At 65.4% G+C, this 15,522-nt stretch carries 14 protein-coding genes and 1 pseudogene; 11 read left to right on the plus strand and 4 right to left on the minus strand.

All coding sequences use genetic code 11. The annotated features are described in order from the left end of the window. Window positions 1–10: 10 nt before the first annotated feature. From EKL94_RS09695 to EKL94_RS09705, 3 genes are all read left to right on the plus strand, one after another. On the plus strand, window positions 11–619 hold the full coding sequence (locus EKL94_RS09695) for a TetR/AcrR family transcriptional regulator (RefSeq protein ID WP_126928926.1): 609 nt from the start codon (window positions 11–13) through the stop codon (window positions 617–619). A 205-nt stretch (window positions 620–824) separates the two neighbouring features. Beyond that, complete coding sequence (locus tag EKL94_RS09700) at window positions 825–1,343, plus strand: c-type cytochrome (protein ID WP_005407662.1); 519 nt, start codon at window positions 825–827, stop codon at window positions 1,341–1,343. Between the two features lie 137 nt (window positions 1,344–1,480). Continuing rightward, complete coding sequence (locus tag EKL94_RS09705; RefSeq protein WP_126928927.1) at window positions 1,481–2,926, plus strand: ExeM/NucH family extracellular endonuclease; 1,446 nt, start codon at window positions 1,481–1,483, stop codon at window positions 2,924–2,926. A gap of 380 nt (window positions 2,927–3,306) precedes the next feature. Here EKL94_RS09705 and EKL94_RS09710 read toward each other — a convergent pair whose 3' ends face one another. After that, complete coding sequence (locus tag EKL94_RS09710) at window positions 3,307–4,164, minus strand: EamA family transporter (RefSeq protein WP_126928928.1); 858 nt, start codon at window positions 4,162–4,164, stop codon at window positions 3,307–3,309. Window positions 4,165–4,207: 43 nt separating this feature from the next. Between EKL94_RS09710 and EKL94_RS09715 the strand changes: the two genes are divergently transcribed. Next, a complete protein-coding gene (locus EKL94_RS09715; protein ID WP_126928929.1) occupies window positions 4,208–4,879 on the plus strand; it encodes an alpha/beta hydrolase in 672 nt (223 codons plus the stop codon). After that, entirely contained in the window at window positions 4,876–5,976 is a 1,101-nt protein-coding gene (gene zapE, locus EKL94_RS09720; protein ID WP_126928930.1) for a cell division protein ZapE, read from the plus strand. The genes EKL94_RS09715 and zapE overlap by 4 nt, the downstream gene beginning before the upstream one ends. A 93-nt stretch (window positions 5,977–6,069) precedes the next feature. On the opposite strand, the gene EKL94_RS09725 is transcribed toward zapE, so the two are convergent. Then, window positions 6,070–6,906: a DUF2884 family protein gene (locus EKL94_RS09725; RefSeq protein ID WP_126928931.1), complete on the minus strand. Its 837-nt coding sequence runs from the start codon at window positions 6,904–6,906 to the stop codon at window positions 6,070–6,072. Window positions 6,907–7,436: 530 nt separating this feature from the next. On the opposite strand from EKL94_RS09725, the gene EKL94_RS09730 reads away from it, so the two are divergent. The 4 genes from EKL94_RS09730 (at window position 7,437) to EKL94_RS09745 (ending at window position 13,241) form a co-directional block, all read left to right on the plus strand. Then, the gene (locus EKL94_RS09730) at window positions 7,437–9,839 is read left to right on the plus strand and encodes a ribonucleoside-diphosphate reductase subunit alpha (protein WP_126928932.1); all 2,403 of its coding nucleotides are present in this window, start codon (window positions 7,437–7,439) and stop codon (window positions 9,837–9,839) included. Window positions 9,840–9,983: 144 nt separating this feature from the next. Further along, window positions 9,984–11,003, plus strand: a complete 1,020-nt coding sequence (locus EKL94_RS09735; protein ID WP_004153683.1) for a ribonucleotide-diphosphate reductase subunit beta — start codon at window positions 9,984–9,986, stop codon at window positions 11,001–11,003. 884 nt (window positions 11,004–11,887) lie between these two features. Next, window positions 11,888–12,679: an RHS repeat-associated core domain-containing protein gene (locus tag EKL94_RS22765; protein WP_312023657.1), complete on the plus strand. Its 792-nt coding sequence runs from the start codon at window positions 11,888–11,890 to the stop codon at window positions 12,677–12,679. 22 nt (window positions 12,680–12,701) lie between these two features. Then, window positions 12,702–13,241, plus strand: coding sequence for a hypothetical protein (locus EKL94_RS09745; RefSeq protein WP_260473409.1), 540 nt, complete (start codon window positions 12,702–12,704; stop codon window positions 13,239–13,241). Between the two features lie 125 nt (window positions 13,242–13,366). Here the strand turns inward: EKL94_RS09745 and EKL94_RS09750 are convergent, their stop codons facing one another. Beyond that, complete coding sequence (locus EKL94_RS09750; protein ID WP_126928933.1) at window positions 13,367–14,002, minus strand: LysE family translocator; 636 nt, start codon at window positions 14,000–14,002, stop codon at window positions 13,367–13,369. Between the two features lie 90 nt (window positions 14,003–14,092). On the opposite strand from EKL94_RS09750, the gene EKL94_RS09755 reads away from it, so the two are divergent. Further along, on the plus strand, window positions 14,093–14,494 hold the full coding sequence (locus EKL94_RS09755) for an acyl-CoA thioesterase (protein ID WP_004153688.1): 402 nt from the start codon (window positions 14,093–14,095) through the stop codon (window positions 14,492–14,494). A 55-nt stretch (window positions 14,495–14,549) separates the two neighbouring features. Next, window positions 14,550–15,356 (plus strand): NAD-dependent protein deacetylase, encoded by an 807-nt coding sequence (locus tag EKL94_RS09760; protein WP_126928934.1) that lies wholly within the window; start codon window positions 14,550–14,552, stop codon window positions 15,354–15,356. 55 nt (window positions 15,357–15,411) lie between these two features. Here EKL94_RS09760 and EKL94_RS09765 read toward each other — a convergent pair. Next, window positions 15,412–15,522, minus strand: a pseudogene (locus EKL94_RS09765) (IS110 family transposase); the annotation flags it as partial.

Consider the following 15,522-nt stretch of genomic DNA (forward strand, 5'->3'; position numbering starts at 1 on the left):
GAATCAAAACATGGCCTACAAACGCTCTGCACTGATGGAAGAACGCCTGGCCGGGGCCCGTGAACGGATCCTGCTGGCCACCCGTGAGCTGGTCGCCACCGGCGGCTGGCGCAATGCCCCGGTGACCGCCGTGGCGACCCAGGCGGGGGTGTCCACCGGCCTGATCTACCGGCACTTCCCGTCCAAGGCCGAGCTGTTCGTGGAGGTGCTCAACGCCGCCGTGGCCCACGAGGTCGCGATCATGGAGCGCATCGCCAGTGGCCCGGAGGTGGCCAGCGAGCGCCTGCGGCTGGCGATCACCGCCTTCGTCCGCCGCGCCCTGGCCGGGCCGGGGCTGGCGCACGCCTTCATCGTCGAACCGGTCGACCCGGATGTGGAAGCCGAGCGCATGCGTGGTCGTCGCGCCTTCGGCGACGTGTTCCTGCGGCTGGTGGAGGAGGGCGTGGCGGCCGGTGAGCTGCCGGCGCAGGACGCGCATGTGGCCGCCGCCTGCCTGGTCGGCGCCTTCACCGAAGCCATGGTCGGCCTCACCGCGCCCAGCCGCGAAGCACACCGCGACGAAGACGCACTGGTGGATGCGATCTGCAGCTTCTGCCTGCGCGCGATCGGCGCCCGGTAACGTGGTAGAGCCGGCCGCTGGCCGGCTTCTGCACGATCTATCCGGCGGGATGGCGATGCCGGCCAGCGGCCGGCACTACCGGGTGGGCATGTTGCGCCGCACCAGCAGTGACGCCTGTTGTCGCACGCAAAGCGCGTTCTATACTCGGTCCATCACGCAGTCGCTCAGCCGTGGTCCAACGACTATCAGCCAGGGGTAACGAAGAGTGCGGAATTACGATCTGGAGTTCCTGAAACGCTTCTCCATGGTGATCGCGCTGCTGGCGACCATCACCCTCGGCCTCATCCTCCTTGCCGCCTACATCCACACCCGGATTCCACCCGAGGTGTCGCCGACTGCGGCCAAGCGCACCGAACAGCGCATTTCGCCCACCGGCGCGGTCTATGCCGGCAGCACCGGTGCCGCCGCGCAGGCTGCGGCCAAGGCCGCCGCGCTGGCCAAGGCCGCCTCGCAGGTGGCCTACGGCGGCACCAAGGATGGCAAGGTCATCTTCGACAACCTGTGCACCGCCTGCCACACCACCGGTGTGGGCATGGCGCCGACGCTGGACCATTCGCACTGGGACAAGCGCATCGCACAGGGCAAGGACACCCTCTACAAGCACGCCATCGAGGGCTATACCGGCCCGGATGGCGGCATCATGCCGCCCAAGGGCGGCAACCCGGCGCTGACCGAGGAACAGATCCACGCCACCGTGGACTGGATGCTGGGCAACCTGAAGTAGACGGTCGTGCCGGCCAGCGGCCGGCACTACCCAGGCTTTGCCCACCGAGGCCTGATCGCTCATATGCCCCCGCTGCGCAGGCGGGGTTTCGCATTTCAGGGTTAGTCTGTGCGCCTCTTCCATGGAGTCGCCCGTCGATGCGCCGCCGTTCCCTCGCCCTCGCCCTGTCCCTGCTGCTGCCGGCCGGCACCTTTGCCCAGGCCCAGCCGCAGGCCGCACCGGTCGCGTCGCCCTCCGCCGCGCGCAGCAGCGCCACCGTGGTGCTGGCTGCTGCGCCGACCGACTGGCGTGCGCTGGATGGCCAGCGCGTGCGCATCGCCGCACCGCTGACCCTGGCCGGTACCGACGGCCTGGAGCGCTTCGGCCAGCTCACCGTGGCCTTCGATGGCCGCCTCTGGCAGCCGACCGAAGTGGCCGCGCCGGGTACTGCCGGCTACGAGCAGGTGATGGCCGACAACCAGCGCCGCCGCCTGGTGCTGGACGACGGCAGCGATGCCCGCGACCCGGCCAGCGTGGCCTACCTGCCGGCCAACCCGGTGCTGCGTACCGGCATGCAGCTGCGCAATGTGGAGGGCATCGTGCGCGTGGACGCACAGGGTCGTCCGCGGCTGCAGGTCGAAGGCGCGCTGAAGCTGCCGGAGCTGAAGCGTCCGGCGGTGCCGACGGTGCCGGGCAGCCTGCACGTGGCGGCCTTCAACCTGGAGAACTTCTTCAATGGTGACGGCCAGGGCGGTGGCTTCCCGACCCTGCGCGGCGCGCGGACGCTGGACGAGCACAAGGCGCAGGTGGCCAAGCTGGTCACCACGGTCAACGCGCTGGGCGCCGACGTCGCCGCGCTGATGGAACTGGAGAACGACGGCTACGGTCCGCAGTCGGCCATTGCCGAACTGGTCGATGCGCTCAACCGCGACCGTGGCGCGCAGGGCGACTGGCGCTTCGTCGATGCCGGCAACGGCCCCGGCGACAACCCGATCCGGGTCGGCATCATCTACCGCAGCTCACGCCTGCAGCCGGTGGGCGCGCCGGCCACGCTGACCGGCGGCCCGTTCGTCGAGCACAGCCGCGTGCCGTTGGCACAGGCTTTCCAGGGCAAGCAGGGCGCGCCGTTCGTGGTGGTCGCCAACCATTTCAAGTCGAAGGGCTGTCGCGATGCGAGCGGTGCCGACGCCGACCGCAACGACAACCAGGGCTGCTGGAACGCCACCCGCGTGACCTCGGCGCAGCAGCTGCACGCCTGGCTGCAGACCGACCCGACCGGAACCGGTGCCAAGGACGCCGTGCTGCTGGGTGATTTCAATGCCTACGCGATGGAAGACCCGATCCGCACCCTGCATGACCTGGGCTGGCAGGACGCGTTCAAGGTCGCCAAGGTCGAGCATCCCTACAGCTACGTCTACAACGGCTATACCGGCCGCCTCGACCACGCGCTGCTGAACCCGGGCATGGCCAAGCGCCTGCGCGGGGCCGCCGAATGGCACAGCAATGCCGACGAACAGGACGCCAGCGGCTACCAGGGCCGCAACGTGCAGGGCCCGTGGCGCAGCTCCGACCACGACCCGCTGTTGCTGGGCTTCGACAGATAAGGTTCGGCGGGGATCTGCTCTGGGAGGGACCTTGATCGGCACGGATGCTGCCGTTGCTTTTGATCTACCAGTCCGCCTTCAAGCGAGCCAAGCATCGCAGGTGAATCAGGGGCGAAGAGGCGCCGATGTCTGAGCGCAGCGAGTTCGGCGCCGTCCCCTGGTTCATCGAGAAGCGCAGGGTACCGGTGCACAGCACCGGCTCGCGGCTGGCGGAGCGTTTCTTTGGTTACTTTCTTGATGGCGCACATCCATGTGCGCCACCCTACGGGTCGGCTACGCCGTTCCACGCTGCTCCTGCAAAGTGGTGCGCGCAAAGAAAGTGACTCATCTCCGGAGTTGCGGAAACGATATGCCGGGGATGGCCCGGCGCCACCGATACCTCACCCCCAGGCGATCAATCCGATCGCCAGCACCGCCAGCGCCAGGCCGGCACGGTTCCACTTCGTGGTGGCCTCGCCGAAGGCGAACACGCCCACCAGCGCGCCCAACACCACCACGCCGATGTTCATGCCGGCGAACACGGTGGCCGGGCTGTCCGGCATCGACTGATGCGCATGCACATAGAAAAGGATGTTGCCGCCATTGAGCAGGCCCAGCAGCGCACCCGCGCCGAGGTTGCGCCAGGCCAGCCGGCTGCGGCCACTGGCGTGCCGCCATAGCTGCAGTGCCAGCATCAGCACGAAGGCCACGCTGAAGCTGGCCAGCACTGCCGCCATCGACGGCGTGCCCGACAGCGCCACCTGCTTGAGCAGCACGTCGACCACGGCAAACCCTGCCCAGACGCCCAGCAGCCAGCCCCAGCCACCGGGTGAGGACGCCACCGCCGGGCCGCGCGGGCGCAGGCTGATGGCCACCATCGCCAGCAGGCCCAGGCCAAGCCCGGCCAGCTTCCATGGCGTGGCGGTCTGGCCGAAGAACAGGAAGGCGGCGGCCAATGACAGCAGCAGCGACAGCCGCTGCGCCACGTCGCTGCGGACGATGCCGGCCACCGCCACCGCGCGGCCCAGCACCAGGAAGATCGACGGCAGCACCACCGCCAGCGCCAGCAATGACAGCCACGGCGCATGCGGCGCGCGCAGTGCGTCCAGTGGTGGTTGCAGTACCACGGCGGTGAGCGTTGCGGCCACCAGATAGTTCCAGGTGACCATCTGCGCAACATCCAGTTGGCGGCGTCCGGCCACCTTCAACAACACCGAAACCAGCACGCTGCAGATCACGGCCAAAGACAGGTAGAGCATGGGGCGGGCACAGGGCAGGGGCAGGGGACGGTATCATGGTGCCATGCACAAGCCTTCGTTCCCCGTCGCCCCCGGCGAAACCGCCTGCCTCGAACTGGCCGGCCCGGCCGGCCCGCTGGAAGTGGTCGTCGACCTGCCCAAGGCCGATGTGCCGGTGCAGCCGATCGTGGCCATCGTCTGCCATCCGCTGTCCACCGAGGGTGGCACCCTGCACAACAAGGTGGTCACCATGACCGCCACTACCCTCCGCGAGCTGGGCATCGCCACGGTGCGCTTCAACTTCCGCAGCGTGGGTGGTTCGGCCGGTGAGTTCGACCACGGCGTGGGCGAGCAGGATGACCTGAAGGCCGTCGCCGCCTGGGTGCGCAGCCAGCGTCCGGACGACCGCCTGTGGCTGGGCGGTTTCAGCTTCGGTTCGTTCGTGTCGCTGAAGGCCGCCGGCGAACTGCAGCCGGAAGCGCTGATCTCGATCGCGCCGCCGGCCGGTCGCTGGGATTTCGATGGCATTGCACCGCCGGCCCGCTGGCTGGTGATCCAGGGCGAGCAGGACGAGATCGTCGACCCGCAGGCCGTCTACCAGTGGCTGGACACGCTGGATTTCCCGCATGAGCTGGTGCGCATGCCCGAGACCAGTCATTTCTTCCACCGCAAGCTGATCGACCTGCGCGGCGCGCTGACCCACGGCGTCAAGCACTGGCTGGGCGCGGCGGCATGAGTGCAACCGAGCTGACCCCGTCGCAGCGGTACGCGGAAGGGGTTGCCCGTGGCGACTGGCAGAACGACCCGGCCCAGCATGCGGCGCTGGCCGAGCTGGACCGCATCCACCTGGGCCTGCTGGACAGTGCCGAGGACGGTTGGTTGGACCGCCTGTCCTCGTTCTGGAAGAAGCCCGAGCCGGTCAAGGGCCTGTACTTCTGGGGCGGCGTCGGCCGCGGCAAGACCTTCCTGGTCGACCTGTTCTACGACGGGCTGCCGATCAAGCAGAAGTACCGCACCCATTTCCACCGCTTCATGCGCAGCGTCCACGAGCGCCTGCGCGAGCACCAGGGCCAGAGCGACCCGCTGGCGAAGATCGCCCAGGAATGGCGCAGCAACCTGCGCGTGCTGGTGCTGGACGAGTTCTTCGTCACCGACATCGGCGATGCGATGCTGCTGGCACGGCTGCTGGAGCGCCTGTTCGCCGAGGGCGTGACCCTGGTGACCACCTCCAACACCGCGGTGGAGAACCTGTATCTCAACGGCCTGCAGCGCGAAAGCTTCCTGCCGGCCATCGGCCTGCTGCAGCGCTTCTGCGTCGAGCTGTACGCCGAGGGCACCGAGGATTACCGGATGCGCGCGCTCACCCGCTCGCCGGTGTACCGCGCACCGCTGGTTGCCGACAGCGATGAATGGCTGGCCACGCGCTGGAACGAGCTGAGCGGCGGCCAGCCGGCCAAGACCGGCAACATCGAGATCGAGGGCCGCAAGATCCCGGTCCGTGGCCGCGGCAAGAGCATCGCCTGGTTCGATTTCGCCGCGCTGTGCGAGGGCCCGCGCGGCCCGTCGGATTACATCGAGATCGCGCACGAGTTCAACACGGTGCTGCTGGGCGGCATTCCGGCGTTCGATCGCCTGAACGAAGATGCCGCGCGCCGCTTCGTCAACCTGATCGACGAACTGTACGACCGCCACGTCAACCTGGTCTGCACCGCCAGCACCTCGCCGATCGAGCTGTACACCGGCCAGCGCCTGCAGGGCGCGTTCGAGCGCACCGCCTCGCGCCTGATCGAGATGCAAAGCGCGGAATACCTGGGTACCCCGCACCGGGCGTGAGGGGTTCTGCGGGCGTGCGATGCCGGCCAGCGGCCGGCACCACCACGCTATCGTCCCGGTAGTGCCGGCCGCTGGCCGGCATCCACCGCGCCGCTATCGGGAAGGTGCCACGGCGTCGTCACGCGGCCGCTCATCCGGCCCGGCCGACACATGCAGCCCCGAGCCGTTCCCGTGCTCCACCCGCACACTCTCGCCGCGCTCCAGCAGCCGCAGCGGCTGGCCCTGGTAGCGCACTTCCAGCGCATCGTGGGCCTCTGCCAGTGACCGCACCAGCGGGCACAGGGCCATTGCCTTGGCCTCCAGCTGATGGCTGCGCGCTTCCATGCGGCGGTCGACTTCCGCATCGAGGCGGTCGGCGCGGCGCTCCATGGCCCCGGCGCGGCCGGTGAACACCTGCCACAGCACGCTGCGGGTCATCGACCCGGCCATCGTTTCGGCCATCTGCTCGATGTGCGCGTCGAAGCCGTCGCCGAAGGCTTCCTGTTCCCAGTAGCCGCGGCCCAGGCTGGCGTCGATCCAGTCCTGCATCTCGCCGCGCATCGCACGCATCTGGCGGTTGCGGGACTTGCCGGTGATGGCCTCGAAGGCGGCGTCCAGCGCATCGAAGGTGACCCCGGAGACTTCGTGGGCCAGTGCGGTGGCCGCCGGCATCAGCTGGCGGGCACCGGCCTCCATCTGCCGCAGGCGGGCGGCGTCGGCGGCGCTGACCGTGACCATCCTGCCGTCCAGGCTCAGCTCGCCGTCGTGGAACACCACTTCATGCGGCGCCTGCGGGCCATGCCGCAGCCAGATGCCGCCGCTGTCCACCAGCACGTCATAGTCGGTATGGATGCCGCACTGGTCCGAACGCAGGTCCGGCCCCTCGGCGGCCAGCGCCGGGGCAACGAACAGGGCGGGCAGCAGGGCCAGCGCGGGCAACCGCAGGTGCATCGGAGCATCCTTTTCCGGGAGCGAGCGGCCAGCATCCGCCGTCAGCGCGCGGGCGTCACCGGCCGGAAGTCACCCGTCCACCGGATTCCCACCGGCTGCCCACCACCTATCCACAGGGTTGTCCCTAGCCAGTTTCATCACTGTCATGTGAAGCTGTCATTGTTCCGTTTTCGCGGTGCGTTGTACCACCGCAATGACGGCTTTCGGGCTTGACTGCGCAGCCCGTTCCGGCAGGTCTGAAGCGTCTGATCCGGGCGCCGATGGCACGATCCTTGCGGCGCAAGGGATTGCCGAATTTCACTACATTTGGCGTTGACGGACCCCATTACCCCCACTATCTTGTGGCCGTCGGTCGCAGCAACCCCAATTCCAGGGGGTGCCCGGGGTACCCATCCGCGATCGTCAACGGCAGTGGCAGGCGCAGGGTCTCATCCCCTGCGACGCCGTCCTGCCATCCTGGGCTGTCATGTCCCGGGCTGCGTCACCCGATGCATCGAGCACCCACCAATCACGCCAAGAGGACACACGCCGTGACCACCGAATCCAGCGCCACCATCGAGAAGGAAAGCGAATTCCTGTTGACGTCGCCGCCGACGGCCAACGCGATGAGTGTGACCAAGCGCAATGGCACGACCGAACTGGTGGACCTGAACAAGATCGTGCGCGCGGTGCAGCGTTCCTCCGAAGGCCTGCACGCCGTCGATCCGATGCGCGTGGCCACCCGCACCATTTCCGGCCTGTACAACGGCGCCACCACCCGCGAGCTGGACGAACTGTCCATCCGCACCGCCGCCCTGCTGATCGGTGAAGAGCCCGAGTACGGCCGCCTGGCTGCGCGCCTGCTGGCCAACTACATCGCCAAGGAAGTCTCGGGCCAGGAAATCTACGCCTTCTCGCAGTCGGTCAGCCGTGGCCATGAAGTCGGCCTGATCAACGACCGCCTGCTGAACTTCGTGCAGACCAACGCACGCAAGCTCAACGATGCCATCGACATCTCGCTGGACCTGAACTTCGATTACTTCGGCCTGCGTACCCTGTACGACCGTTACCTGCTGCGCCACCCGCACACCCGCAAGGTGATCGAGACCCCGCAGCAGTTCTTCCTGCGCATCGCCAGCGCGCTGAGCGAGGACGTGTCCGAGACCCTGGCGCTGTACAAGCGCATGGGCAACCTGGACTACCTGCCGTCCAGCCCGACCCTGTTCAACTCCGGCACCACCCACGAGCAGCTGTCCTCGTGCTTCCTGCTGGATTCGCCGCAGGACTCGCTGGAGTCGATCTATTCCAAGTACGGCGACATCGCCCAGCTGTCGAAGTTCTCCGGCGGCATCGGCGTCAGCTACACCCGCGTGCGTTCGCGTGGTTCGCTGATCAAGTCGACCAACGGCCACTCCAACGGCATCGTGCCGTGGCTGAAGACCATGGATTCGTCCGTGGCCGCGGTGAACCAGGGCGGCAAGCGCAAGGGTGCGGCCTGCGTGTATCTGGAGACCTGGCACGCCGACGTCGAGGACTTCCTCGAACTGCGTGACAACACCGGTGACGAAGCCCGCCGTGCGCACAACCTGAACCTGGCCAACTGGGTGCCGGACCTGTTCATGAAGCGCGTCGAAGCCGACCAGGAATGGTCGCTGTTCGATCCGCGCGTCGTGCCGGAGTTCACCGACCTGTTCGGCGAAGCCTTCGAGCAGGCCTACCTGCAGGCCGAAGCCCAGGGCAAGGCCAACCGCACCATCTCCGCCCGCAAGCTGTACGCCCGCATGATGCGTACGCTGGCCGAGACCGGCAACGGCTGGATGACCTTCAAGGACAAGTGCAACCGCGCCAGCAACCAGACCCTGCGTCCGGGCAACGTGATCCACCTGTCCAACCTGTGCACGGAAATCCTGGAAGTCACCTCCAACGATGAAACCGCGGTGTGCAACCTGGGTTCGATCAACCTGGGCAACCACTTCGACGAGCACAACGAGTTCGACTTCGAGAAGCTGGCCGAGACCGTGCGCCTGGCCGTGCGCCAGCTCGACCGCGTCATCGACCTGAACTTCTACCCGATCGAAACCGCCCGCCGCGCCAATCTGCGCTGGCGTCCGGTCGGCCTGGGCTGCATGGGCCTGCAGGACGTGTTCTTCCGCAAGCGCCTGCCGTTCGACAGCGCCGAAGCCCGCGCGCTGTCGAAGAAGATTGCCGAAGCGATCTACTTCCACGCGCTGGAAACCTCCTGTGAGCTGGCCCAGGAACGTGGCAAGCACCCGTCGTTCAACGACACCCGTGCCGCCGGTGGCGAACTGCAGTTCGACGCCTGGAACGTGGTGCCGGAAGACGCCGCACGCTGGGATGCCCTGCGCGCCCGCATCAAGGAACACGGCCTGCGCAACTCGCTGATGATCGCGATTGCACCGACCGCGACCATCGCCTCGATCGCCGGTTGCTACGAGTGCGTCGAGCCGCAGGTGTCCAACCTGTTCAAGCGCGAGACCCTGTCCGGTGACTTCCTGCAGGTCAACCGTTACCTGGTGAACGAGCTGAAGAAGCTGGGCCTGTGGACCGCCGACATGCGCGACGCCATCAAGCTGGCCGAAGGTTCCATCGCAGGCGTGGCACAGATTCCGGAAACGCTGCGCGAGGTCTACCGCACCGCGTGGGAACTGCCGATGCGTTCGCTGATCGACATGGCCGCCGAGCGTGGTGCCTTCATCGACCAGTCGGCCTCGCTCAACCTGTTCATGGAAAGCCCGAACATCGGCGCGATGTCTTCCATGTACATGTACGCCTGGAAGCAGGGCATCAAGACCACCTACTACCTGCGTTCGCGCCCGGCCACCAAGATCGCCAAGACCACGGTGAGCGCTGCCGCACCGGCCAAGGTGTTCAGCCCGGACGAAGCCATCGCCTGCTCGCTGGAAAACCCGGAAGCCTGCGAGGCCTGCCAGTAACACACCGCGCGGTGGGTGCCGACCGTTGGTCGGCACTCGAACACCTCGCACCTGTAGAGCCGAGCCATGCTCGGCTGCGGAAAAACACCCACGGTAGCGCCGGGCCATGCCCGGCGGCTCACCCAGGAATTCAAGGAAACACCCATGGCCGACAAGCCCAAGCAGATGCTGCTCGATCCCGGTTTTGAACTGACCCTGCGCCCGATGCGCTACCCGCAGTTCTATGACATGTACCGGAACGCGATCAAGAACACCTGGACGGTGGAAGAGATCAACTTCCAGATCGACATCACCGACCTGCACAGCAAGATGTCGCCGGGCGAGCGTCACCTGATCCACCGCCTGGTCGCGTTCTTCGCCACCGGCGACTCGATCGTGTCCAACAACCTGGTGCTGAACCTGTACCAGCACTTGAATGCGCCCGAAGCGCGCATGTACCTGTCGCGCCAGCTGTATGAAGAAGCGCTGCACGTGCAGTTCTACCTGACCCTGCTGGACAACTACCTGCCGGATCCGGAAGAGCGCGTCAAAGCCTTCGCCGCGGTGGAGAACATCGACTCGATCAAGAAGAAGGCCGATTTCTGCTTCAAGTGGATCGACTCGATCCAGGACCTGAAGCGCATCGAGACCCGTGCCGAGCGTCGCCAGTTCCTGCTCAACCAGATCTGCTTCGCCGCCTGCATCGAAGGCCTGTTCTTCTTCGCGGCCTTCGCCTACGTGTACTACTTCCGTTCGCGCGGCCTGCTGCCGGGCCTGGCCTCGGGCACCAACTGGGTGTTCCGCGACGAGAGCGCGCACATGGAGTTCGCGTTCGAGTCGGTGCGTGTTGTTCGCGAGGAAGAACCGGACCTGTTCGACGAAGAGATGAAGCAGCAGGTCTACGACATGCTGGCCGAAGCCATCGAATGCGAAGTGCAGTTCGCCGAGGACGTGCTGTCCGGCGGCGTGGCCGGCATTTCCACCCGCGACATGCGCCAGTACCTGCAGCACTGTGCCGACCAGCACTTCGCCAAGCTGGGCATGGAAAAGAAGTACAACGTGCGCAACCCGCTGCCGTTCATGGAACTGCAGGACGTGCAGGAGCTGACCAACTTCTTCGAACGCCGCGTCTCGGCCTACCAGGTCGGCGTGCAGGGCGAAGTCGCCTTCGACATGAACTTCTGATCGAAGCGGTTACTCCGGTTGCAACGAAAAACCCCGGCAATGCCGATCACTGAACAAAGTCGCCGCGATCCCTGACGGATCGCGGTTTTTTTTGCCTGCTGTACTGGTTCTGATCTCGATTCTGGTTCAAACCTTCTCAGAGCTGACAGAGAAGTTATGAAATTACATCGTCAGATGGCGGGAGTGAGAGGTATCGGCTGATCACGTGAACGGCATGGCCAGCATTGGAATACTTTTCTCTCATCAGGAAGATATGACGCAATGGATGCTGCATCCGTACGCCGTGCGGGCTTTGCGATCGCCGCCACCTCCTGTTCTGCTCTCGCCAAGGTACCGTGATTTGAGGATCTCAGATTCTCTGCGTTCCCGTTGCTGATTGCAGATGTTCTAACAGAAAGTAGAGTGCGCACGAAACTGCTTCGCTTGCGTACGATCGGCCTGGCACGTGCCAACGTGGTGATCGGGCTGAAGGTGACCAGCCACAACCTGATGCGGCTGGCCCGGCTGCAACACAGGGGTATCGCGGCTGTATGAGGGTTGTTCGGCGGCCACGGGCCCCGGCGGGCGGCAAATCACGATCTGAGCAACTTGCGGAGCCGAAGATCGACTGCCGGCTGAGGCCTCAAGCGTGCATCACGACCCAGATCATCGATTGTTCGAGTTTCCCGAATGTCATACCTTGCTTCAAGGTTCTTTCAGGGATTGGAAAGATGCGAAGGTTGGATAAAGCGGCAGGTGGTGTATTGGCTCGCCACAGGGAACCTGAAAATCGAGCTCGAAAGCTGCGCGCTGCAAGCGCACGGCTGTGTTGTGTGTTGCTGATCGGCCTTGGTTTTTCACCATCGGCAGTCGCGTAGACTGTTACCTACATCCACACCGATGCATTGGGCTCTGTTGTTGCCGAATCCGATGCCAGCGGCAACGTGATCAAACGCTACGACTATGAGCCCTACGGTGCTGTGGTCGGTGGGCAGGTCAGTGACGGACCGGGGTATACGGGACATGTGAGCGATGCGGCCACCGGGCTGAGCTACATGCAGCAGCGTTACATGGATCCGCAGTTGGGTGTGTTCCTGTCGGTGGATCCGGTGACGGCGTATGAGCAGCCTGTTGGGCAGTTCAACCGGTATCGGTATGCCAATAGTAATCCTTACTCGTTCGTTGATCCTGATGGCAGAACAGCTATCGTCACCCGTATGAAGGATGGCTCGGTGACGATCAGTTTTCCCGTCAAGTTCAGTGGCGCAGGTGCTACACCCGAAAACATCTCGACCTTCAAAGATCAGGTTGCCTCGATGAGTGGAACCTACAACGTCGGAGGACGCGAAACCCAGGTAAAGGTGGAGGCTACGGATATTTCCAGGAGCACACCACGTGCAGCGAGGAATGAGGTGAAGCTGGTAGAGGGGGAAACCTCTCATCCAACGGGGCGGAGCTTTGCGGAGCTTGGGGGTAAGAAGAGTGAGATAAACGTCCAGGACCGCTTTGATCGAGGTATTGTCAAACATGAAATGCCGCATCTGGCAGGTGTGGACGATCTTTACAACAAGCAAACCGGCTTGCCGGATCCCGCTCGTGGCGACGGGATCATGAACAAGGTTCCGGGGATGGTTGATGATCATGTCATCAATGGAATGATCGACTCGGGATCAAACGTTCGCAGACGGGAGAAGTAAGGCGATGCGCGGTACTTGGCACATGATGATCTTCCTGTTGGTCCTTTCCTTCACCGCCTCTGCCCAGGATCGCGATCTATGGAGCTATAGCTGCGATCATTTCCTTTTTGGTGCCTGCCTGCGCTTGCCAAACGGCACATCAGCAGGCCATGTTGTGCCCGCTGACTTTAGCCTTCACGATGTCAGGCGAGACGGGCGGGAGATACTGACGATTTACGAAGGTGATGCGCCCGAGCGCGTTCCATCTGGTGCGTCTCCCGAAATTGAGCTGATAAGCAACGGTTATCGTTTGCAGGGGTTCCGCGACACTGTGGGATCGACCACGCGCTACAACGTGTACATCAAATCCCCGCGGAAGTCTGATATGTCCGTACACATTCGTGGTGAGGTAGGTAGTGAGTCGGAGAAGGATGATCTGGCTAGGACTATCGGGGGATTCCGCCTTTGTCGCTTCAACGTTGGCCGTACTGAGCAGACGCTTGTTTGCCCGCGGCGCGCGGAGTGGGGGCGTCAACTGGCTGAATGGGTCGTTGCCGATCCCAGAGGCGAATTTGCCAAGTAGGAGCGGGCTTTCCAAGGTGTTGGCGTTGTTCCGAACCCACGAGGGTGTACGGAGTTTCCAGTAGGGAGCCTCTAAAAAGCCCCCCTGCTTTGGCATCACAGCGTCCTCGACTTTACAAAGTGTGGCTACCGCCGCCCTTCCACCGCCATGCGCACCGCCAGCCCGGCCAGCACCGTGCCCATCAGCCAGCGTTGCACCATCTGCCAGGTGGGGCGCGCGGCCAGGAAGCCGGCGATGCTGCCGGCCATCACCGCGATCACCGCGTTGACGCTCACGCTGACCACGATCTGGGTGAAGCCGAGTACCAGCGACTGCATCAGCACGCTGCCATGGCCCTCCGGGTGCAGGAACTGCGGGAGCAGCGACAGGTACATCACCGCGATCTTCGGGTTCAGCAGGTTGGTCAGGAAGCCCATCGCGAACAATTTGCGTGGGCCATCCGGTGGCAGGTCGCGTACCGCGAACGGCGAGCGGCCGCCGGGTTTGAACGCCTGCCAGGCCAGGTACAGCAGGTACAACGCACCGCCGATGCGCAGCGCGTCGTAGGCGAACGGCACGGTCATCAGCAGGGCGGTGATGCCCAGTGCCGCGCACAGCATGTAGAACACGAAGCCCAGCGCCACCCCACCCAGTGAGATCAGGCCGGCACGGCGGCCCTGGCAGATCGAGCGGGAAACCAGATAGATCATGTTCGGCCCGGGCGTGAGCACCATGCCCAGCGAGATGAGGGCAAAGGCCAACAGGTCGGAGGTTGCGGGCATGGGTGGTCCTGGCAAGGGGCGTGACGCAGTGTAGCGCCGCCTGCACGGGGCCTGGCTTAAAATCGCAGCACCCCACACCGAAGCACCCCCATGACCCCGATCCCCGAGACCGTGCCGCCCACCGAAGTGCGCATGGCCGAAATCGTCTTCCCCAACCACACCAACCACCTTGGCACTCTGTTCGGTGGCCAGGCCTTGGCGTGGATGGACAAGGCCGCCTTCCTGGCCGCCGCCCGCTATTCGCGCCGTACCGTGGTGACCGCACGCAGCGACCAGGTCGACTTCAAGCTGCCGATCCGCATCGGCCAGATGGTGGAAACCATCGGCCGCATCGTCGAAGTTGGCCGCAGCTCGATGAAGGTGGAAGTGGAGCTGGTCGCCGAAGACCTGCACAGCGGCGAGCGCAAGCTGTGCACCCGCGGCCACTTCGTGATGATCGCGCTGGACGAGGAAGGCCACCCGATCGCGGTGCCGCCGCTGCCGGCGGCCTGACCCGGCCAACGGACCGGCGCTTGCGGGGGCGCCGCCGCGCCCCCATCTGGCAGCCATGACCCCGCCACTGACCGACTTCATCGATCGCGCCCAGCGCCTGTTCGTGCTGACCGGCGCCGGCTGCAGCACCGCCTCGGGCATTCCCGATTACCGCGATACCGACGGCCAGTGGAAACGCACGCCGCCGGTGACCTACCAGGCCTTCATGGGCGAGGCCGCCACCCGCCAGCGCTACTGGGCGCGCAGCCTGCTGGGCTGGCCGCGCTTCGGCCTGGCCCGGCCCAACGGCACCCACCAGGCCCTGGCCGCCCTGGAAAGCCGCGGCAAGCTGCAGGTGCTGCTGACCCAGAACGTGGACGGCCTGCACCAGCGCGCCGGCAGCCACAACGTGATCGACCTGCATGGTCGCCTGGATCTGGTGCGCTGCATGGGCTGCGAGCGCCGCAGTGGCCGCGAGGATTTCCAGCAGCGCCTGCTGGACGCCAATCCCGGCTGGGACGCGCTGGAGGCCGGTATCGCGCCGGATGGCGACGCCGACCTCGAGACCGATTTCTCCACATTCGTGGTGCCCGAGTGCCCGCACTGCGGCGGCCTGTTGAAGCCGGATGTGGTGTTCTTCGGCGAAAACGTGCCGCGGGAGCGCGTGGAGGCGGTGCAGGAGCACCTGCAGCAGGCCGACGCCGTGCTGGTGGTGGGTTCATCGCTGATGGTCTATTCCGGTTTCCGCTTCGTGCAGGCCGCAGCCAAGGCGGGGCTGCCGGTAGCCGCGTTGAACCGTGGCCGCACCCGCGCCGACGACCTGCTGCAGGTCAAGGACGAGCGCGATTGCGCTGAAGCGCTGGCTGGGTGGGCTCCGCGCTGAGCCGAGCATGGGCTCGGCTCTACAAGGGCTGTCGGCTCCTGTAGCAACTGTCTTGTCAGGCGGAGGCCATCTGGGCCTCCGCATCCCGTTTGCGGGCGTTGAGGATCACCAGCATCTTGCGCATTACCGCGACTAAAGCCACCTTGCCCGGCTTGCCCTGGTTGAC

It is taken from the genome of Stenotrophomonas maltophilia, assembly GCF_003970865.1.
GTDB lineage: Bacteria > Pseudomonadota > Gammaproteobacteria > Xanthomonadales > Xanthomonadaceae > Stenotrophomonas > Stenotrophomonas maltophilia_AR.